This window comes from Roseicyclus mahoneyensis (assembly GCF_003148775.1).
Taxonomy (GTDB): domain Bacteria; phylum Pseudomonadota; class Alphaproteobacteria; order Rhodobacterales; family Rhodobacteraceae; genus Roseicyclus; species Roseicyclus mahoneyensis.
The window spans coordinates 941,632-956,526 of the sequence record NZ_QGGW01000001.1 but is presented as its reverse complement, the minus strand read 5'-3'; the positions used below and the strand labels follow the sequence as shown (position 1 = coordinate 956,526).

The following is a 14,895-nucleotide window of genomic DNA, read 5'->3' as shown; positions in this document are numbered from 1 at the left end:
ATGCTGACGCAATGGGCTTAGACTCGAGGGAGGGCATCATGCCTGATGGAAGCAACACGCCGTCGCGCCGCAGCGTCGTGGTTTCGGAGTTTACCAACAGCGTTCTCGATCCCGGTCAGCCGATGCTCGGCCCGGTCGAGAATGGCGGGACCATCATCGCCAATACCGCGCCGGGGTGCTGGGGTCCGATGATCACACCTCGTCTGAGGGGCGGCCATGAGGTTACGCGCCCCGTCTTTGTCGAGGGGGCCGAGGTCGGCGACGCCGTCGCCATCCGCATCCGCGACATCACCGTGACCTCCATTGCCACCGCATCCGGCCATGACAGCTCGCCCGAGGGGTTTTGCCTCGGCGATCCCTACGTCGCCGCGCGCTGCCCCGTCTGCGATACCGTCTGGCCTGAAACCCATGTCGAGGGGATCGGGCAGGACGCGGTGAAATGCGATACCTGCGGAAATGCGGTCAAGCCCTTTGCCATTGTGCATGGCTACACCGTCACCTTTGACGAAACGCGCGCGGTGGGCCTGACGCTGCCGCAGGGCGCCGCAGACATCATCGCGCGCGAGGCCGATCACTATGCCGCCCTGCCGGACCAGAGCCGGCAACATTCCATCCTGACCTTCGCGCCCTCCGACATGCCGGGCACGCTGGTGCGGGTGCGGCCCTTCATGGGGCAGCTGGGCACCTGTCCGTCGATGGCGATGCCCGACAGCCACAACGCGGGCGATTTCGGAGCCTTTCTGGTGGGCGCCCCCCATGCCTATGCGATCACCGCCGAACAGTTGGCCGAGCACAAGACCGACGGTCACATGGACATCGACGCGGTGCGCGCAGGCGCTATTCTCGTGGCGCCGGTCAAGGTGCGGGGTGCGGGCATCTACATGGGTGACATGCACGCAGGCCAGGGCGATGGCGAGATCGCGGGCCACACGATGGATGTGGCGGGCAGCGTGACCCTGCAGGTCGAAGTGGTGAAGGATTACCCCATCGACGGGCCGGTTCTGTTCCCGCTGGTCGAGGATCTTCCGCCTATGGCGCGACCCTTTTCCGAGGCTGAAAAGGCCAAGGGTCAGCGGCTGGCAGCGAAATGGGGCGTGACCGAGATCGAGCCGCTGGCGCCGATATCGGTGATCGGGACCGCAGCGAACCTCAACGCGGCAATCGACAACGGTCTGGCGCGCGCCGCGCAACTGCTGGGGATGACGGTCGCCGAGGTGCGCAACCGCGCCACCGTGAACGGCGCGATCGAGATCGGGCGCGCGCCGGGTGTCATTCAGGTGACGTTTCTTGCGCCCCTCTCCCGACTCGACGCCGTCGGCCTTGGCGATTACGCGCGCGAGCAATACGGGCTTTGAGGATCAAGGCGGCGGGCCCCTTCGGTCCGCCGCCGCTGCCGCCTCAGATCGGCGGGGCCGCCCGTTCGGTGACCAGCTTTCGGGCGGTGACCCGTTCGCGGTGGATCATGTAAAGCCCCGCGCCGATGATGATGACAATGCCGGTCAGCGTCAGCGCGTTGGGGAAATCCCGGAACACCAGATAGCCCAGCAAGGTCGCCACCGGCAGTTCCAGATACTGCATCGGCGCAAGCGTGGCCGAGGGGGCCATCGACAGTGCATAGGTCATCATCATGTGGCTGAGCGCCGCGAAGAACCCGACCCCCAGCAACCAGAGCCATGCGGCGCCTTGGGGCCAGACAGGATCAAGCAGCGCGGACCCCGTGCCCTCGGCCAGCATCAGGGCCGGTAGGCACAGCAAGCTGGCGATGAGGCCGGTGTGGAATTGCAGCGTCACGGGATGCACCCGCCGCGACAGCCCGCGTGTCACGAGAATGTAGAACGCAAATCCTACCGCCGTGCCAAGCGGCAGTAGCGCCACCGCGCCGAAGGCCGCGAAACTGGGCTGGATCACAAACAGCACACCGACAAAGCCCACAATCGCGGCCCCCACACGGCGCGGGCCGACATCCTCGCGCAGGTAGAACTTGCCCACCAAAAGCACGATGAACGGGGAGACGAAAGCGATGGCCAGCGCATCGGCCAGTGGCATGACGCTGATCGCGGCGATGAAGCAGAATGTCGACACCATCAGCAACACCGCGCGAGACACCAGCGCCAGCCAGTGCGCGCGCGGCACCCTGAGCGACAGACCCATGATCCAGACGAACGGTGCCATGAGCGCGCATTGAACGACGAAACGCGCCGCCGTCACCTGCCCGACGGGCACGCTGCCCGAGGCAAGCTTGGCCGCTACATCGAGCAGCGGCGCGGTCACGCAAAAGCCCAGCATCAAGGCGACACCGGCAAGGACGCGGTCAGGGGATGATGTGTCGGAGACGGCGCTTGTCATGGACCCCCGGTAGATCTTCACCCCGGACACGTCCATCCCATTTGCGACCGTCGCGGTCGCCGGGGCCGTGCCGCCATGCCTTGACCCGCTCAAGCCTACTGATCCCGAGACCGGTTCTGGTGTGCACTGCATTTGCAATCTGTCGAGATGCGGTCACGCTTTCGCGCAATCTTGGCAAAAAGCGCCCCAAACTCTGCATCCTATCCGCGTTTCCACACAGCCTCGGCCGGGGTTTACGGCTTCATTCTAGATTGACGCCGCCTAGGCGCGGAGCATGGACCTGTGTTCGTACAAGGAATGCAGCAACTGCGCCGGCGACAGCACCGAATAGGTGGGCCTCCCAGGAGACGCCGGCTTGACCCGGCAGAACGCCCCAGAGAAGGGAGCCATACAAGACACCCACCACGAGTGCCGCGCCCAGCGTGACCGGGGAGCGATCCACCAGGCCGCGCGCCACGAGGAAACCGAACCAGCCGAAGACGAGCCCTGACGCGCCAATATGGATGGCGGAGCTTGCGAACAGCCAGACAAGACCGCCGCCGAGGCCGATCACCAAAGCGTTCACCGCCAGCAAGGCCCGCGTGGTCGTGGCCAGCAGCAGTCCACCCATCACCAACAGCGGCGGCGTATTGGCCATCAGATGCGCAAAGCTTGCGTGCAGCAGCGGCATTGCGATGACGCCATCCAACCCGCTGACCTGCCGGGGGATCAGGCCGAAGGCCGGGTTCAAACCGTAGCCCGTGATCCAATTGACCAGCTGCACCGCCCAGAGCAGGGCCACGAAGGCCACAAGCATCTTGGTGCGCCGAAGGACCGCGCGCATGTGATCCCGTTTCGTCATGTCAGCGACAGTAGACGTCTCCACAGCGCCTTCAACGGTTTTCGCGCGCTGCGCAGGATGCCGTCTGTGGGAACGGGAATGCGCGGCCGCCAATCTCCTCAAGGGCCGAGCCAAACGAGCGGCTGCTTGTGGACAGCCAAGATGCGGCATCCGAGCAAGTTTTCCACGGCGGTGGTTCCCTCAGCCCCGCGGTCAGGGTCGATCCGTCTCCCGGTCCGGTGCTCGAAAGGCTGCGAACGGAATGTCGACAAAGCCTCCGATGCGGGAAACCATCGCGCGGTCGGGCAGGAACGCGGCCGGAAAGTCGGTGTCGTCGGGCGAGGGCGTGATCGGGCAAAGGCCTTACCAGCCGCCCGTCGCGGACTGCGGGGCGTGCCAGATGTTAGCCCCCCGCATCACCTCCACACCATCTGTCGCACGGCATGGTGCGACACGGGCCAGCCAGTAGAGCCGATCACGCAAGACGCCTGACCGCGCGCGCTGTTCGCGCGAAGGTGTGGGCAGCGAGCATATCGGCTGGCTGCATTTCCCGACGATCTGGAACCAGTTGCTGATCGATCAGCGGGACAGGTTCGACTGACCCTTTGCAGGTGCAGCGACGAATGTTCTGGACAGCGCCCGTCCCCGCACCAACCTTAGCGCGTCATCTTGCGGCACCCGCCCCAGACCGGCGGTTGCCATCCATCTTTCAAGGGGAGGGGCGCAAGCCATGTGTGAAGTCTTTGCCGGACAGGACCCGCATCGCTATGCCCTGACGACGCGACGGCTCAGGATCAATGGCCAGAGCACCAGCATCAGGCTGGAAAACGCCTTTTGGGACATCCTCGACCAGATCTCGACCCACGACGGGGTCAGCACGCCCGCCTTCATCTCGCAACTGCATTCCGAGGTGCTGATCCTGCGCGGCGAGCCGCAGAACTTTACCTCTCTCCTGCGCACGGCCTGCCTTGTGTTCATGGCCTCGGGCACCCGCCCCCAAGCGGCGCAACTGGCCGCCGAATAGCGCGGCCTGCGGCGGGTCATGCGGGGTAGTATCCTGATACTACCCGGCCCGGATCCGCCTGAGTCTATCCTGTTCCGAGACAAGACAACGGACAGGAGTGAGTGTTGGCCAAGGCAATCCACAGCATGATCCGCGTGCTGGACGAGGCGCGGTCGGTCGCCTTCTACCGCGAGGCCTTTGGCCTGACGGTGGCGGACCGGCTCGATTTTCCCGAATTCACACTGGTCTATATGTCGAACGACGAAAGCGCGTTCGAGTTGGAACTGACTGTCAACAAGGGCCGCTCCGCCCCTTATGATCTGGGCGACGGCTATGGCCATTTCGCGGTCTCGGTCGTCGATGCCGCCGCCGAACACGCCCGTTTCGAAGCTGCCGGGCTTGCCCCGCGCAAGCTGGTGGATTTCGCCCCCGCGGGCGAGGTGATCGCGCGCTTCTTCTTCGTCGCGGACCCGGACGGCTACCAGATCGAGGTTCTGCAAAGAGGCGGCCGGTTCCAGTAACCGGCCAATGGCGGTGCGGGGAGGCATCGCCACATTCAAAGGGAGGAACTACCATGAGCAAGCCACAGACCACCCAAGGTCTGACACGTCGCCAGCTTTTGGCACGCGCCAGCGCCGCGGGGGCCTTTGTCCTCGGGGCGGGATTTGTCGCAGCACCCGACGCGGCCTGGGCCATCGAGACAACCCATCTCGACCCCGAGACCTTTGCGACGCTGGTGCAGATGGCCCGCGATATCTACCCGCACGATCACGTCGGCGATGAATACTACGTCATCGCCTTGCGCGGCTACGACAGCGCCGAACAGGCCGCAGCGATCACCGCGGGCATTGCCGCTCTGGACGCGGCGGCGCGCGGGCGCGGCTTTCCCAGCTATCTCGGCACCGGATGGGAACGCGACCGCGTCGACATCCTGCGCGCCATGGAAGAAAGCGCCTTCTTCCAGCAGATCCGCGGCGGACTGGTGACCGGCCTCTACAACCAAAAAGAGGTCTGGCCGCTCTTCGGCTACGAGGGCGAAAGCTACAGCCAGGGTGGATATCTCCACCGTGGCTTCGACGACATCACCTGGCTGTGATCTGAAAGGGAGGAACACACCATGGCAGCTCCATTCGACCTCAACGACGACGGCGTGGTCGTCATCATCGGCACCGGCGCGGGCGGCGGCGTTCTGGCCAACGAACTGGCCCAGCGTGGCGTCAGCGTCGTGGCACTAGAAGCAGGCGGGCGCTACCTGCCCGAGGATTACCTCAACGACGAGTGGGACAGTTTCGGGCAGCTTGCCTGGACCGACCCGCGCACCACGAGCGGAGACTGGCGCGTCGCGCGGGATTTCTCGGGCCTGCCCGCATGGATCGTGAAAGCGGTCGGCGGCACCACAACCCATTGGGCGGGTGCCTCGATCCGGTTCCAGCCGCATGAGTGGAAGGCGGCCACCACCTATGGCCGGGTGCAGGGGGCCAACCTGCTCGACTGGCCCATCGACGATGCCGAGATGGCGCCATGGTACGAACTGGCCGAGACCAAGCTGGGCGTGACCCGCACCGGCGGGCGCGAAGGGCTCCCCGGCAACAACAACTACAAGGTCTTCGAGGCGGGCGCCCGCGCGCTCGGTTACGAAGAGGTTCATACCGGCCGGATGGCGATCAACGCGGCCGATTTCGACGGTCGGCCCGCGTGCCAACAGACAGGTTTTTGCTTTCAGGGCTGCAAATGGGGCGCCAAGTGGTCGGCGGCCTATACCGACATCCCGCGGGGCGAGGCGACCGGCAACCTCGAGGTGCGCGAGAACGCCCATGTCGCGCGCATCTTGCATGATGACCGCGGGCTGGTCACGGGGGTCGAATATTTCGACCGCGACGGCAACCTTCAGTTCCAGCGCGCGCGCATCGTCGCCGTGGCGGGCAATTCCTTCGAAAGCCCGCGACTGCTGCTCAACTCGGCCTCGTCCATGTTCCCGGACGGGCTGGCGAATTCCTCGGGTCAGGTCGGGCGCAACTACATGCGCCATGTGACCGGGTCAGTCTATGGCGTGTTCGACCAGCCGGTGAAGATGTGGCGCGGCACGACCATGGCGGGCATCGTTCAGGACGAATCGCGCCACGACCCGTCGCGCGGCTTCGTCGCGGGTTATGAGCTGGAGACGCTGGCGCTGGGCTTGCCCTTCATGGCCGCCTTCCTCGATCCGGGCGGCTGGGGCCGCGAATTCACATCGGCGCTGGACAGCTACGAGAACATGGCGGGCATGTGGATCGTGGGCGAGGACATGCCGCAGGAAACCAACCGCGTGACCCTGAACCACGCCGTCACCGACCGTTGGGGCCTGCCTGTGGCCAATGTGCATTTCGACGATCACCCCAATGACGTTGCGATGCGGAACCACGCTTATGCGCGGGGTCAGGCGATCTACGAGGCGGTGGGCGCGACCCGCACCTTCCCGACGCCGCCCTATCCCTCGACCCATAACCTGGGCACCAACCGCATGTCCGAGAACCCGCGCGACGGTGTGGTGAACCGCTGGGGCCAGACGCATGACATTGCGAACCTGTTTGTCTCGGACGGCTCGCAGTTCACGACCGGCGCAGCCGAGAACCCGACGCTGACCATCGTGGCCTTGGCGATCCGGCAGGCAGACCATATCGCGCGGCAGATGTCGGCGGGGGCCCTCTGACAGCCGCGAGGCCCGGGCGCCCTTGGGTGCCCGGCACGATCGTGACCGAAAGGCCGCGTCCCCCGGGGGGCGCGGCCTTTGCGCGGGCAAAGGGGAACGGCTGTTTGGCGACCCACGGGTCGCGCAGACCCGCGCCATCTCGGCCAAGGCTTCAAGATCGCCGCGAATGCACAGGTTGCCGGGCTGGCACAGATCGACCTGCCCCTCAGGCGTCCCCTTCCTGATGGCGCCACCCCCTCCAGTGCGCACTCATCCATGCCGAGTTTGCGGATCTGGCGTTGGGAGAAACTGAACGACTTGCAGCCGGTCAGCTCGGGCAGGAGAGCGACCCGGCGGCGTCTGGGCCGCGGGCCCGAGGGGATGCGGAGGCATGACCCCGGCCTTCCCGACCTCGTGGAAGAAGGCGACAGGGCTCCGTGCAGCTCTGTGCTTCGGTCAGGGTGCACGGTCAGCGCGGGCGCGCGCCGCATATCGATCAGCGGCACACCACGGCCTTGAGAAAGCGTTCCAGCGGGGTGACATGCCGTTGTCACCCGAGATGCAGACGATGGCGTCGGTGATACGGCGGGCGATCACGGCGGAGCCAAAAGCAGCAATGGAAAGGAACGGGACAGATAACCCGAGTCGAAAACGGCCAGAGCCATCGCCCCATCTGCTGCCTGCGCGCCATGGGCGCCGAAGCATTTGGGACGCGGTCGCGCCCATGCTCAGGAATGTAGGTCCGACCGTGGGACAGGGGCGGCGGACACCTACCCGCCGGTGCCATGCAGCCCTTGGGTAGATCGTTTTGAATCAAAGATTTACCGACAAGTGGCAGAAAACACCCCCGGAAAAGACTGGCCGAAACGCCCGATTTGGCAGAGTTGCCCCCGCAGGAACACACAACACCCGAGGGGAATGGTAGGCCCGGCAGGACTTGAACCCGCAACCAAAGCGTTATGAGCGCTCTGCTCTAACCAATTGAGCTACAGGCCCCCCAAGCCACGGATTACCAGACGCTCCCCCCCCGTCAAGCGCCCCTCGCTTGCTCCGGACCCGATCCTGACCTATTGCCTCGGGCAATGCGCCCCAGACGGAGAACCCCGCCGATGCCGCCCCTGTCCTTGCTCGCGCTGCGCTATCTGGCCTGGCTGATCGGTCTGCGCGTGCTCTTCGGTTTGCTGGTTCAGGTCGCGGGCCTGCCCAATTCGGCGGCGACGGGCGTGATCCTTGCCGCGGCGCCGCTTACCGATGTCGGCATGCAGGCTGTCCGGCGCGCGACCCGCGCCTTGCACCTCAAGGATTGGGCAGCGATTTGGGGCCTGTGCCTGTCGATCTTCATCACGGTGCAGGTGATCTTGCCGGTTATCTTTCTGGCGCCGATGCGTGCGCTTCTGGCCGACCCAGAGGGGCTGCGGCAGGTCGCCCTGCTGATCGCGCCCACGGCCGCGATGATGGCGCTGTTTCTGTGGATCGGGCAACGCTCGGTCAAGGGTCCGGGTCGGCCGGGCAACTGACACATGGACGGGGCCGCGCGGCCTTGCTAGGGCCTCTCCCAAATCCGAGAAGGAGCGCCTTTGATGACCGACCGCAAGAATGGCCTCACCTATGCAGAGGCGGGCGTCGATATCGACGCGGGCAACGCACTGGTCGACCGGATCAAGCCCGCCGCCGCTGCCACCGCGCGGCCCGGCGTGATGAGCGGGCTTGGCGGGTTCGGCGCGCTGTTCGATCTCAAGGCTGCGGGCTATGACGACCCGATCCTTGTGGCCGCGACCGACGGGGTGGGCACCAAGCTCAAGATCGCCATCGACACCGGCGAGTTTGACACGATCGGCATCGACCTTGTCGCGATGTGCGTGAACGATCTGGTGTGCCAAGGCGCGGAGCCCCTGTTTTTCCTCGACTATTTCGCCACCGGAAAACTCGAGGTCGACGCCGCCGCGCGTATCGTCGAGGGTATCGCGCTGGGTTGCCGCCTGTCGGGCTGCGCGCTTGTCGGCGGCGAGACGGCCGAGATGCCGGGGATGTATGCGCCCGGCGATTTCGACCTTGCGGGCTTTGCCGTTGGTGCAATGAACCGTGGTGCGGCGTTGCCCGCGGGCGTGGTGGCGGGCGATGTGCTGCTGGGGCTGGCGTCGGACGGAGTCCATTCCAACGGCTATTCGCTGGTGCGCCGCATCGTGGAACGCTCGGGTCTGGCGTGGGATGCGCCCGCGCCCTTTGCCGATGGCCCCTTGGGGCGCGCGCTGCTGGCGCCGACGCGGCTTTACGTCAAGCCGGCGCTCGCCGCGATCCGGGCAGGGGGCGTGCATGGGCTGGCCCATATCACCGGCGGCGGGTTGACGGAGAACCTGCCGCGTGTCCTGCCCGAGGGGCTGGGGGCCGAGATCGACCTTGGCAGCTGGTCGTTGCCGCCAGTGTTCCAGTGGCTTGCCGCCGAGGGTGGGCTGGCCGAGGCCGAGATGCTCAAGACCTTCAACGCCGGGATCGGCATGGTTCTGGTCGTGGCCGAGGATCGGGCCGAGGCGCTGGCGGCGCTGCTGTCCGACGCGGGGGAGAGCGTGCATCGTCTGGGCCATGTCGCGCCCGGCGCGGGCGTCAGCTATACGGGTGCGCTTGCTTGACCAAGCGCGTTGCCATCCTGATCTCGGGCGGCGGGTCGAACATGGTGACGCTTGCCCGGTCCATGACCGCTGATCACCCGGCGCGGCCCTGCTTGGTCCTGGCCAATGATCCGGCGGCCGGCGGGCTGGCGCGGGCCGAGGCGATGGGCATCCCGACCGCCGTCGTCGATCACCGCCCGTTCGGCAAGGACCGCGCGGCATTCGAGAGCGAATTGACCCGGGTGCTGAAGGGATATGCGCCAGACATCATCTGCCTTGCGGGGTTCATGCGCGTGCTGACCGAGGGGTTCGTGACCCGCTGGCAAGGACGGATGCTGAACATACACCCATCGCTGCTGCCCAAGTATCGTGGCCTGCACACCCATCAGCGCGCCATCGAGGCAGGCGATGCCGAGGCGGGTTGCACCGTGCACGAGGTGACGGCGGAACTGGACGGCGGCCCGATCCTCGGACAGGCGCGGGTGCCGGTCGAGGTGGGCGATACGCCCGAGCGGCTTGCCGCCCGCGTGCTGGAGCAGGAACATCGGTTGTATCCGATGGTGCTGAGGCGGTTCGCGGCGGGGGATCGGGATCGGGTCGATCTGTGAAACGGAAAGGTGCGCCGTGACAGGCGCACCCTACATTCGTCCCGGTTGCCGGTAGGGTGCGCCTGTCACGGCGCACCACCCAATCACAACAGCGATTTGACCTTCTCGGCCACCGCTTCGGCGGTGATGCCGAAATGCTTGTACAAATCGCCCGCGGGCGCGGATGCCCCGAACCCGTGCATGCCGACGAAGCCCGATTTCTCGCGGCGTCCCCGCTCGCCGAACAGCCAACGGTCCCAGCCAAAGCGGATCGCGGCTTCGACCGCCACCCGCACCGGGCCCGCGGGCAACACGCGCTTGCGGTAGGCTTCGTCGGTTTCCTCGAAGATTTCCCAGCAGGGCATGGAGACTACACGGGTGCCGATCCCTTCGGCCTCCAACAAAGCTCGCGCCTCCATCGCGATGGCGACCTCGGAGCCGGTGGCGAGCAAGATCGCCTGCCGCTTGCCCGTCGCCTCGGCCAGAACATAGGCGCCTTGGGCGACCATGTTCTTGGCCTTATGCTCCGTGCGCAGCGTCGGCAGCGCCTGACGGCTCAGCGCCAGTACGCTCGGCGTGGTCTTTTGCATCAAGGCAACCTCCCACGCTTCGGCGGTCTCGACCGCGTCGGCGGGGCGCATCACCAGAAGGTTGGGCGTGGCGCGCATCATCGTCAGATGCTCGACCGGCTGGTGGGTCGGCCCATCCTCGCCCAGACCGATGCTGTCATGGGTCATCACATAGGTCACCGGCAACCCCATCAGCGAGGCAAGCCGCATCGCGGGCCGGGCGTAATCGGTGAAGACCATGAAGGTGCCGCCATAGGGGCGCACGCCGCCATGCAGCGCCATGCCGTTCATCGCCGCGGCCATCCCGTGTTCGCGGATGCCGTAATGCACGTGGCGGCCCTTGCGGTCCTCGGGGCTGAAGACGCCCAAGTCCGCGGTATCGGTGTTGTTCGACCCGGTCAGGTCGGCCGAGCCGCCCAGATGTTCGCCCAAGATCGGGTTGATGACCTCCAGCGCCATCTGGCTGGCCTGACGGGTCGCGACCTTGGGGGCGTTGTCGGAATGCTGCTTTTTCAGCGCCTTGATCGTTGCCGACAGCTTTTTCGGCAGCTCAAGGGCAAAGGCGCGTGTGAACTCGGCCTTCTTGCCATCGGACAGCAGCGCGAATTGCGTCTCCCACTCTTTCCGCGCCTCGCGGCCTTTGGCGCCGACGCTCTCCCACCAGCTTTTCAGATCGGCGGGGATCTCGAAGGGGCCGTGCGGCCAGCCATAGGCGTCCTTGGCCGCCTGCAACTGCTTGGCGTCGGTCAGCGCGCCATGGCCCTTTGCGGTATCCTGCGCGGCATGTCCCAGCGCGATATGGGTCTTGCACGCGATCATGGCGGGGCGGGGGGATGCCTTAGCCGCCGTGATCGCACCATCGATCGCCACGGGGTCATGGCCGTCGACCTCGAACACATCCCATCCGCTGGCGGCAAAGCGCGCCTTCTGGTCGGTGCGGTCGGAAATCGACACCTTGCCGTCGATGGTGATGCCGTTGTCATCCCACATCACGATCAGGCGCGACAGTTCCTGACGGCCCGCCAGCGCGATGGCCTCCTGGCTGACACCCTCCATCAGGCAGCCGTCGCCGGCGATGCACCAGGTGTAATGGTCGATGACCCGCTTGCCCCATTTGGCACGCAGGAATTCCTCGGCCATGGCGAAGCCCACGGCGTTGGCAATGCCCTGACCCAAGGGACCGGTCGTGGTCTCGATGCCTTGTGCGTGGCCGTATTCCGGATGCCCCGCGGTGATCGCGCCCAATTGGCGGAAGTTCTTCACCTGCTCCAGCGTCATGTCGGGCGAGCCGGTGAGGTAGAGCAGCGCGTAAAGCAGCATCGACCCATGGCCCGCCGACAAGATGAAGCGGTCGCGGTTGGGCCAGTCGGGGGCGCTTGCATCAAAGCTCAGGTGTTTGTCGAACAGAACGGTGGCGACATCGGCCATGCCCATCGGCATGCCCGAGTGGCCCGAATTTGCAGCCGCGACGGCATCGAGCGTCAGCGTGCGGATGCAGGCGGCGCGGCGCCAGTGGTCGGGGTGGGCGGTGGCAAGCGCGGTCAGATCCATGGCGCGTCGGTCCTTCGTCAGGCAGCTTTGCAAGGGGGCGGCGGGCGCGAGTGTCCCGGCGCGTGTCGCCCGTCTCTTACCAGAGGCGGGGGGCGGCGCAACCGAAAGGGCGGCGAAACCACGCGAATGGGCTGCTGCGCGCGCAGGCGGGGTGCCGCGGGTCTTGCAAATCGGGGGGAATTGCGATTCGCTACACGCGCAAGGATGCAGGCCGCGATCTCGGGCAGGGACGGGCCGACCAATGACCGGGGGCGCAGGCACCAATGGGCGACAACGCCGAATTCGAGAAACTTTCGACGCTCGAGGCGCGGCTGGCCGCCGCGCTGGACCGTATCGCGGTGGGTCTGGGCGAGACGCAGGTGATCGCGCCGGTCGAGGATCCGGGCATCACCTCGGGTGCCTTCGAGGATGCGCTGATCCGCGCCGAGGCCGCCGAGGCGCGCGCGGCCGAGTTGGAGGCCTATCTGGCCGCGCAGTCCGGCACAGCGGAATTGGACGATAGCACGTCCCTCATCACGGCGCTCGAAGCTCAGGTGGAACGCCTGTCCGCCGAACGTGCCGAGCGGGATGCGCGGATCGAGGCGCTGAACGCCGATCTGGCCGCCGTGGCCGCACAGGCCGCCGACCCGGCGCGTGACGACAAGATCGACAGGCTGACCGCGCAGGTCGCCGATCTGGAGGGGCGGGTGGCCCGCCTGCGCGCCGAACGCGCCGAGGCCATCGCCGAACGCGACGAGGCGCGCGACATCGCCGAGGAATTGCAGGCGGCGGGCGGCATGGGCCCCGACGACCGCGCCATGGCGTTGCGCGCCGAGGTGCAGGAACTGCGCACGATCAACGAGCGGCTGACCAAGAATCTCGCCCGCCTGCGTGGCGAGAACGCGGGCGATCCGACGGTGTTGAACAAGGCGCTGGTGGTGGAGCTGGACGCGCTCAAGGCCGCGCGCGCCTCGGAGGCAGCGGAACTGGAACGCATCTTGGCCGATCTCGATCGCGCCGGGGCAGGGGAGAGCGGACATGCCTGAGGTTCAGATCGAGATCGGGGGGCGGCAATTTGCCGTCGCCTGTCAGGACGGGGAAGAACCCTATCTGCAGGCGGCCGCCAAGATGCTCGACACCGAGGCGGCGGTGATCCTTGGCCAGATCGGGCGGATGCCCGCCGACCGGATGCTGCTCATGGCGGGGCTGATGCTGGCCGACAAGACCGCCGCGCTGGAGGATGAGATCAAGACCCTGCAGGGCCGGATCGCGGCGCAGGAAAAATCCCTTGCCTCGGCCGAGGAACGTCTGGCCGACCGCGCGCGGCGCATCGGCGAGTTGCAAGATGCGGGCCCGCGTACGGAACTGCCCGACCGCTTCACCGACGGTCTGGCCGAACTTGCCGCGCGCGCCGAGGCCATCGCCGACGAACTGGACGCGCGCCGCGCCTAGGCTTGGCCGGTGCGGGGGGCGCCCAGCTGCCATCTGACAATGACGTTTTCCGACCGCCAAAGGGGGCCTGCGTCGATGAAGGCACCTGTTTCCGTCCCGCCCATGGCGGCGTAGAATGTCCGCGCGCGGGTATTGGCCGCGACCACCGCAAGGCACGCATCAGGCAGGCCAAGGCCGCGAAAATGGTCGAGGGCGCCCAGCAGCAAGCGCGCGCCAAGACCCGCGCCCCGCGCTTGGGCCAAGACATAAAGGTGCTTGATCTCGACAGCGCCGCTCAGCGCGGGCTGGCTAGGCGAGCCAAAGCTGACAAGTCCGAGGATATCGCCGGACCGTTCGGCGAGCATGGCCCCCGTGGTAGGCTCGCCCGAGGCCAGCGTGGCGCGCCAATAGGGCAGGCGGCGCGTCTCATCGAGCAGCCGGTACGCCTCGGGTGGTGCGATGTGGCCGTAGGTGTCGCGCCAGACGGCCACATGCAGCCGCGCCAGTCGCTCTGCCTCAATGGCGTGGGCGGCGCGGATGCGGATCAAGGCACAGGGCCGCGCGTTTAGCCCAGCAAAACCGGCAACAGCCGCGCCGCCTCGTCGCGCGGATGGCTGAGGTGGCTCCGATCCTCGCCGGGGTAGAAGCGCCCGCGCACGGCGGTCGGCATGGGGTTTGGCTGCAGCAGATGCACCGAGAGCGGGAATTTCGCCGTTTCGGCCTGCCACGACTGGATCAAGGCGCGCTGCGCCGCCTTGGACATGGCATAGGACCCGGCATATTTTTCGTCCCATCGGTCGTCGAAGAACACCGCCTGCGGCTTGGCCGAGGGTGCGATGAGCGGGTCGACGAACCCCACAAGCCGCGACAGCGCGCGGATGTTGGTGGCGATGCCACGGTCCAGATCCTTGGCGGTGATCTGCGGGGCGGGCGTCAGCGCGCTGACATGGATCGCCGAATGCACCCAGATATCGGCCCGGCCCCAGCGGTCGTGGATGGACCGGCACAGATGCGCCATCGCGGCCTCATTGGTGATGTCCATGGGCGCCAGCGTCGCCTCGCCGCCAAGCGCCTTGATGCGGTCGTCCAGCTCCTCGAGGCCGCCCACGGTGCGCGCGACCGCCACCACATGCGCGCCGCGCATCGCCAGCCATTCGGCGCTGGCCGCACCGATCCCGCGGGATGCGCCGGTCACCAGTGCGATCTGTCCATCAAAAGGCTTTTCCATGGCGCGCCAGTTGCCCCTTTCACGCCCGAAACGCAAGAGCCCGCGACAGGTCTGCGGCGGTGCGGCGCGCTTGACTTGGGCCTGCCGCACGAGGATACCCGGAGCAA

15 protein-coding genes and 1 tRNA gene are annotated in these 14,895 nt (G+C 66.7%); 10 read left to right on the top strand and 6 right to left on the bottom strand.

Going from position 1 to position 14,895, the window contains the following annotated elements; all coding sequences use genetic code 11:
- Positions 1 to 38: 38 nt before the first annotated feature.
- Positions 39 to 1,355: an acetamidase/formamidase family protein gene (locus C7455_RS04720; protein ID WP_109665933.1), complete on the top strand. Its 1,317-nt coding sequence runs from the start codon at positions 39 to 41 to the stop codon at positions 1,353 to 1,355.
- Between the two features lie 43 nt (positions 1,356 to 1,398).
- Here the strand turns inward: C7455_RS04720 and C7455_RS04715 are convergent, their stop codons facing one another.
- Together C7455_RS04715 and C7455_RS04710 are read right to left on the bottom strand one after the other, a co-directional pair.
- A complete protein-coding gene (locus tag C7455_RS04715) occupies positions 1,399 to 2,346 on the bottom strand; it encodes a DMT family transporter (protein ID WP_245904209.1) in 948 nt (315 codons plus the stop codon).
- Between the two features lie 241 nt (positions 2,347 to 2,587).
- Positions 2,588 to 3,187 (bottom strand): rhomboid family intramembrane serine protease, encoded by a 600-nt coding sequence (locus C7455_RS04710; RefSeq protein ID WP_109665929.1) that lies wholly within the window; start codon positions 3,185 to 3,187, stop codon positions 2,588 to 2,590.
- 709 nt (positions 3,188 to 3,896) lie between these two features.
- Between C7455_RS04710 and C7455_RS04700 the strand changes: the two genes are divergently transcribed.
- From C7455_RS04700 to C7455_RS04685, 4 genes are all read left to right on the top strand, one after another.
- Complete coding sequence (locus C7455_RS04700; protein ID WP_109665927.1) at positions 3,897 to 4,190, top strand: ribbon-helix-helix domain-containing protein; 294 nt, start codon at positions 3,897 to 3,899, stop codon at positions 4,188 to 4,190.
- Positions 4,191 to 4,294: 104 nt separating this feature from the next.
- On the top strand, positions 4,295 to 4,690 hold the full coding sequence (locus C7455_RS04695) for a VOC family protein (protein ID WP_109666190.1): 396 nt from the start codon (positions 4,295 to 4,297) through the stop codon (positions 4,688 to 4,690).
- A 53-nt stretch (positions 4,691 to 4,743) separates the two neighbouring features.
- Positions 4,744 to 5,265, top strand: coding sequence for a Twin-arginine translocation pathway signal (locus C7455_RS04690; protein ID WP_109665925.1), 522 nt, complete (start codon positions 4,744 to 4,746; stop codon positions 5,263 to 5,265).
- Between the two features lie 21 nt (positions 5,266 to 5,286).
- On the top strand, positions 5,287 to 6,858 hold the full coding sequence (locus C7455_RS04685; RefSeq protein WP_109665923.1) for a GMC family oxidoreductase: 1,572 nt from the start codon (positions 5,287 to 5,289) through the stop codon (positions 6,856 to 6,858).
- Between the two features lie 898 nt (positions 6,859 to 7,756).
- Here C7455_RS04685 and C7455_RS04680 read toward each other — a convergent pair.
- Positions 7,757 to 7,833 (bottom strand) — tRNA-Ile (locus C7455_RS04680).
- Between the two features lie 113 nt (positions 7,834 to 7,946).
- On the opposite strand from C7455_RS04680, the gene C7455_RS04675 reads away from it, so the two are divergent.
- The 3 genes from C7455_RS04675 to purN all read left to right on the top strand — a co-directional run bounded on the left by C7455_RS04675 (position 7,947) and on the right by purN (position 10,051).
- Complete coding sequence (locus tag C7455_RS04675) at positions 7,947 to 8,354, top strand: hypothetical protein (protein ID WP_109665921.1); 408 nt, start codon at positions 7,947 to 7,949, stop codon at positions 8,352 to 8,354.
- A gap of 63 nt (positions 8,355 to 8,417) precedes the next feature.
- Positions 8,418 to 9,464, top strand: coding sequence for a phosphoribosylformylglycinamidine cyclo-ligase (purM, locus tag C7455_RS04670; protein WP_109665920.1), 1,047 nt, complete (start codon positions 8,418 to 8,420; stop codon positions 9,462 to 9,464).
- Positions 9,461 to 10,051: a phosphoribosylglycinamide formyltransferase gene (gene purN, locus C7455_RS04665; RefSeq protein WP_109665918.1), complete on the top strand. Its 591-nt coding sequence runs from the start codon at positions 9,461 to 9,463 to the stop codon at positions 10,049 to 10,051. The genes purM and purN overlap by 4 nt, the downstream gene beginning before the upstream one ends.
- Before the next feature lie 83 nt (positions 10,052 to 10,134).
- Here purN and tkt read toward each other — a convergent pair whose 3' ends face one another.
- Complete coding sequence (gene tkt, locus C7455_RS04660) at positions 10,135 to 12,150, bottom strand: transketolase (RefSeq protein WP_109665917.1); 2,016 nt, start codon at positions 12,148 to 12,150, stop codon at positions 10,135 to 10,137.
- 263 nt (positions 12,151 to 12,413) lie between these two features.
- Here tkt and C7455_RS04655 point away from each other — a divergent pair, with 263 nt between their 5' ends.
- Together C7455_RS04655 and C7455_RS04650 are read left to right on the top strand one after the other, a co-directional pair.
- The gene (locus C7455_RS04655) at positions 12,414 to 13,175 is read left to right on the top strand and encodes a hypothetical protein (RefSeq protein WP_109665915.1); all 762 of its coding nucleotides are present in this window, start codon (positions 12,414 to 12,416) and stop codon (positions 13,173 to 13,175) included.
- Positions 13,168 to 13,581, top strand: a complete 414-nt coding sequence (locus C7455_RS04650; protein WP_109665913.1) for a cell division protein ZapA — start codon at positions 13,168 to 13,170, stop codon at positions 13,579 to 13,581. The genes C7455_RS04655 and C7455_RS04650 overlap by 8 nt, the downstream gene beginning before the upstream one ends.
- Here the strand turns inward: C7455_RS04650 and C7455_RS04645 are convergent.
- Positions 13,578 to 14,108 (bottom strand): GNAT family N-acetyltransferase, encoded by a 531-nt coding sequence (locus tag C7455_RS04645; protein WP_109665911.1) that lies wholly within the window; start codon positions 14,106 to 14,108, stop codon positions 13,578 to 13,580. The genes C7455_RS04650 and C7455_RS04645 overlap by 4 nt on opposite strands.
- A 17-nt stretch (positions 14,109 to 14,125) precedes the next feature.
- Positions 14,126 to 14,788, bottom strand: a complete 663-nt coding sequence (locus tag C7455_RS04640) for an SDR family NAD(P)-dependent oxidoreductase (protein ID WP_109665910.1) — start codon at positions 14,786 to 14,788, stop codon at positions 14,126 to 14,128.
- Between the last annotated feature and the right edge of the window lie 107 nt (positions 14,789 to 14,895).

Bases quoted from the DNA above. Each gene is read 5' to 3' on its own strand.
- C7455_RS04720 (WP_109665933.1), top strand. From the start codon at position 39: ATGCCTGATGGAAGCAACACGCCGTCGCGCCGCAGCGTCGTGGTTTCG.
- C7455_RS04715 (WP_245904209.1), bottom strand. From the start codon at position 2,346: ATGACAAGCGCCGTCTCCGACACATCATCCCCTGACCGCGTCCTTGCC.
- C7455_RS04710 (WP_109665929.1), bottom strand. From the start codon at position 3,187: ATGACGAAACGGGATCACATGCGCGCGGTCCTTCGGCGCACCAAGATG.
- C7455_RS04700 (WP_109665927.1), top strand. From the start codon at position 3,897: ATGTGTGAAGTCTTTGCCGGACAGGACCCGCATCGCTATGCCCTGACG.
- C7455_RS04690 (WP_109665925.1), top strand. From the start codon at position 4,744: ATGAGCAAGCCACAGACCACCCAAGGTCTGACACGTCGCCAGCTTTTG.
- C7455_RS04685 (WP_109665923.1), top strand. From the start codon at position 5,287: ATGGCAGCTCCATTCGACCTCAACGACGACGGCGTGGTCGTCATCATC.
- C7455_RS04675 (WP_109665921.1), top strand. From the start codon at position 7,947: ATGCCGCCCCTGTCCTTGCTCGCGCTGCGCTATCTGGCCTGGCTGATC.
- purM (WP_109665920.1), top strand. From the start codon at position 8,418: ATGACCGACCGCAAGAATGGCCTCACCTATGCAGAGGCGGGCGTCGAT.
- tkt (WP_109665917.1), bottom strand. From the start codon at position 12,150: ATGGATCTGACCGCGCTTGCCACCGCCCACCCCGACCACTGGCGCCGC.
- C7455_RS04655 (WP_109665915.1), top strand. From the start codon at position 12,414: ATGGGCGACAACGCCGAATTCGAGAAACTTTCGACGCTCGAGGCGCGG.
- C7455_RS04650 (WP_109665913.1), top strand. From the start codon at position 13,168: ATGCCTGAGGTTCAGATCGAGATCGGGGGGCGGCAATTTGCCGTCGCC.
- C7455_RS04640 (WP_109665910.1), bottom strand. From the start codon at position 14,788: ATGGAAAAGCCTTTTGATGGACAGATCGCACTGGTGACCGGCGCATCC.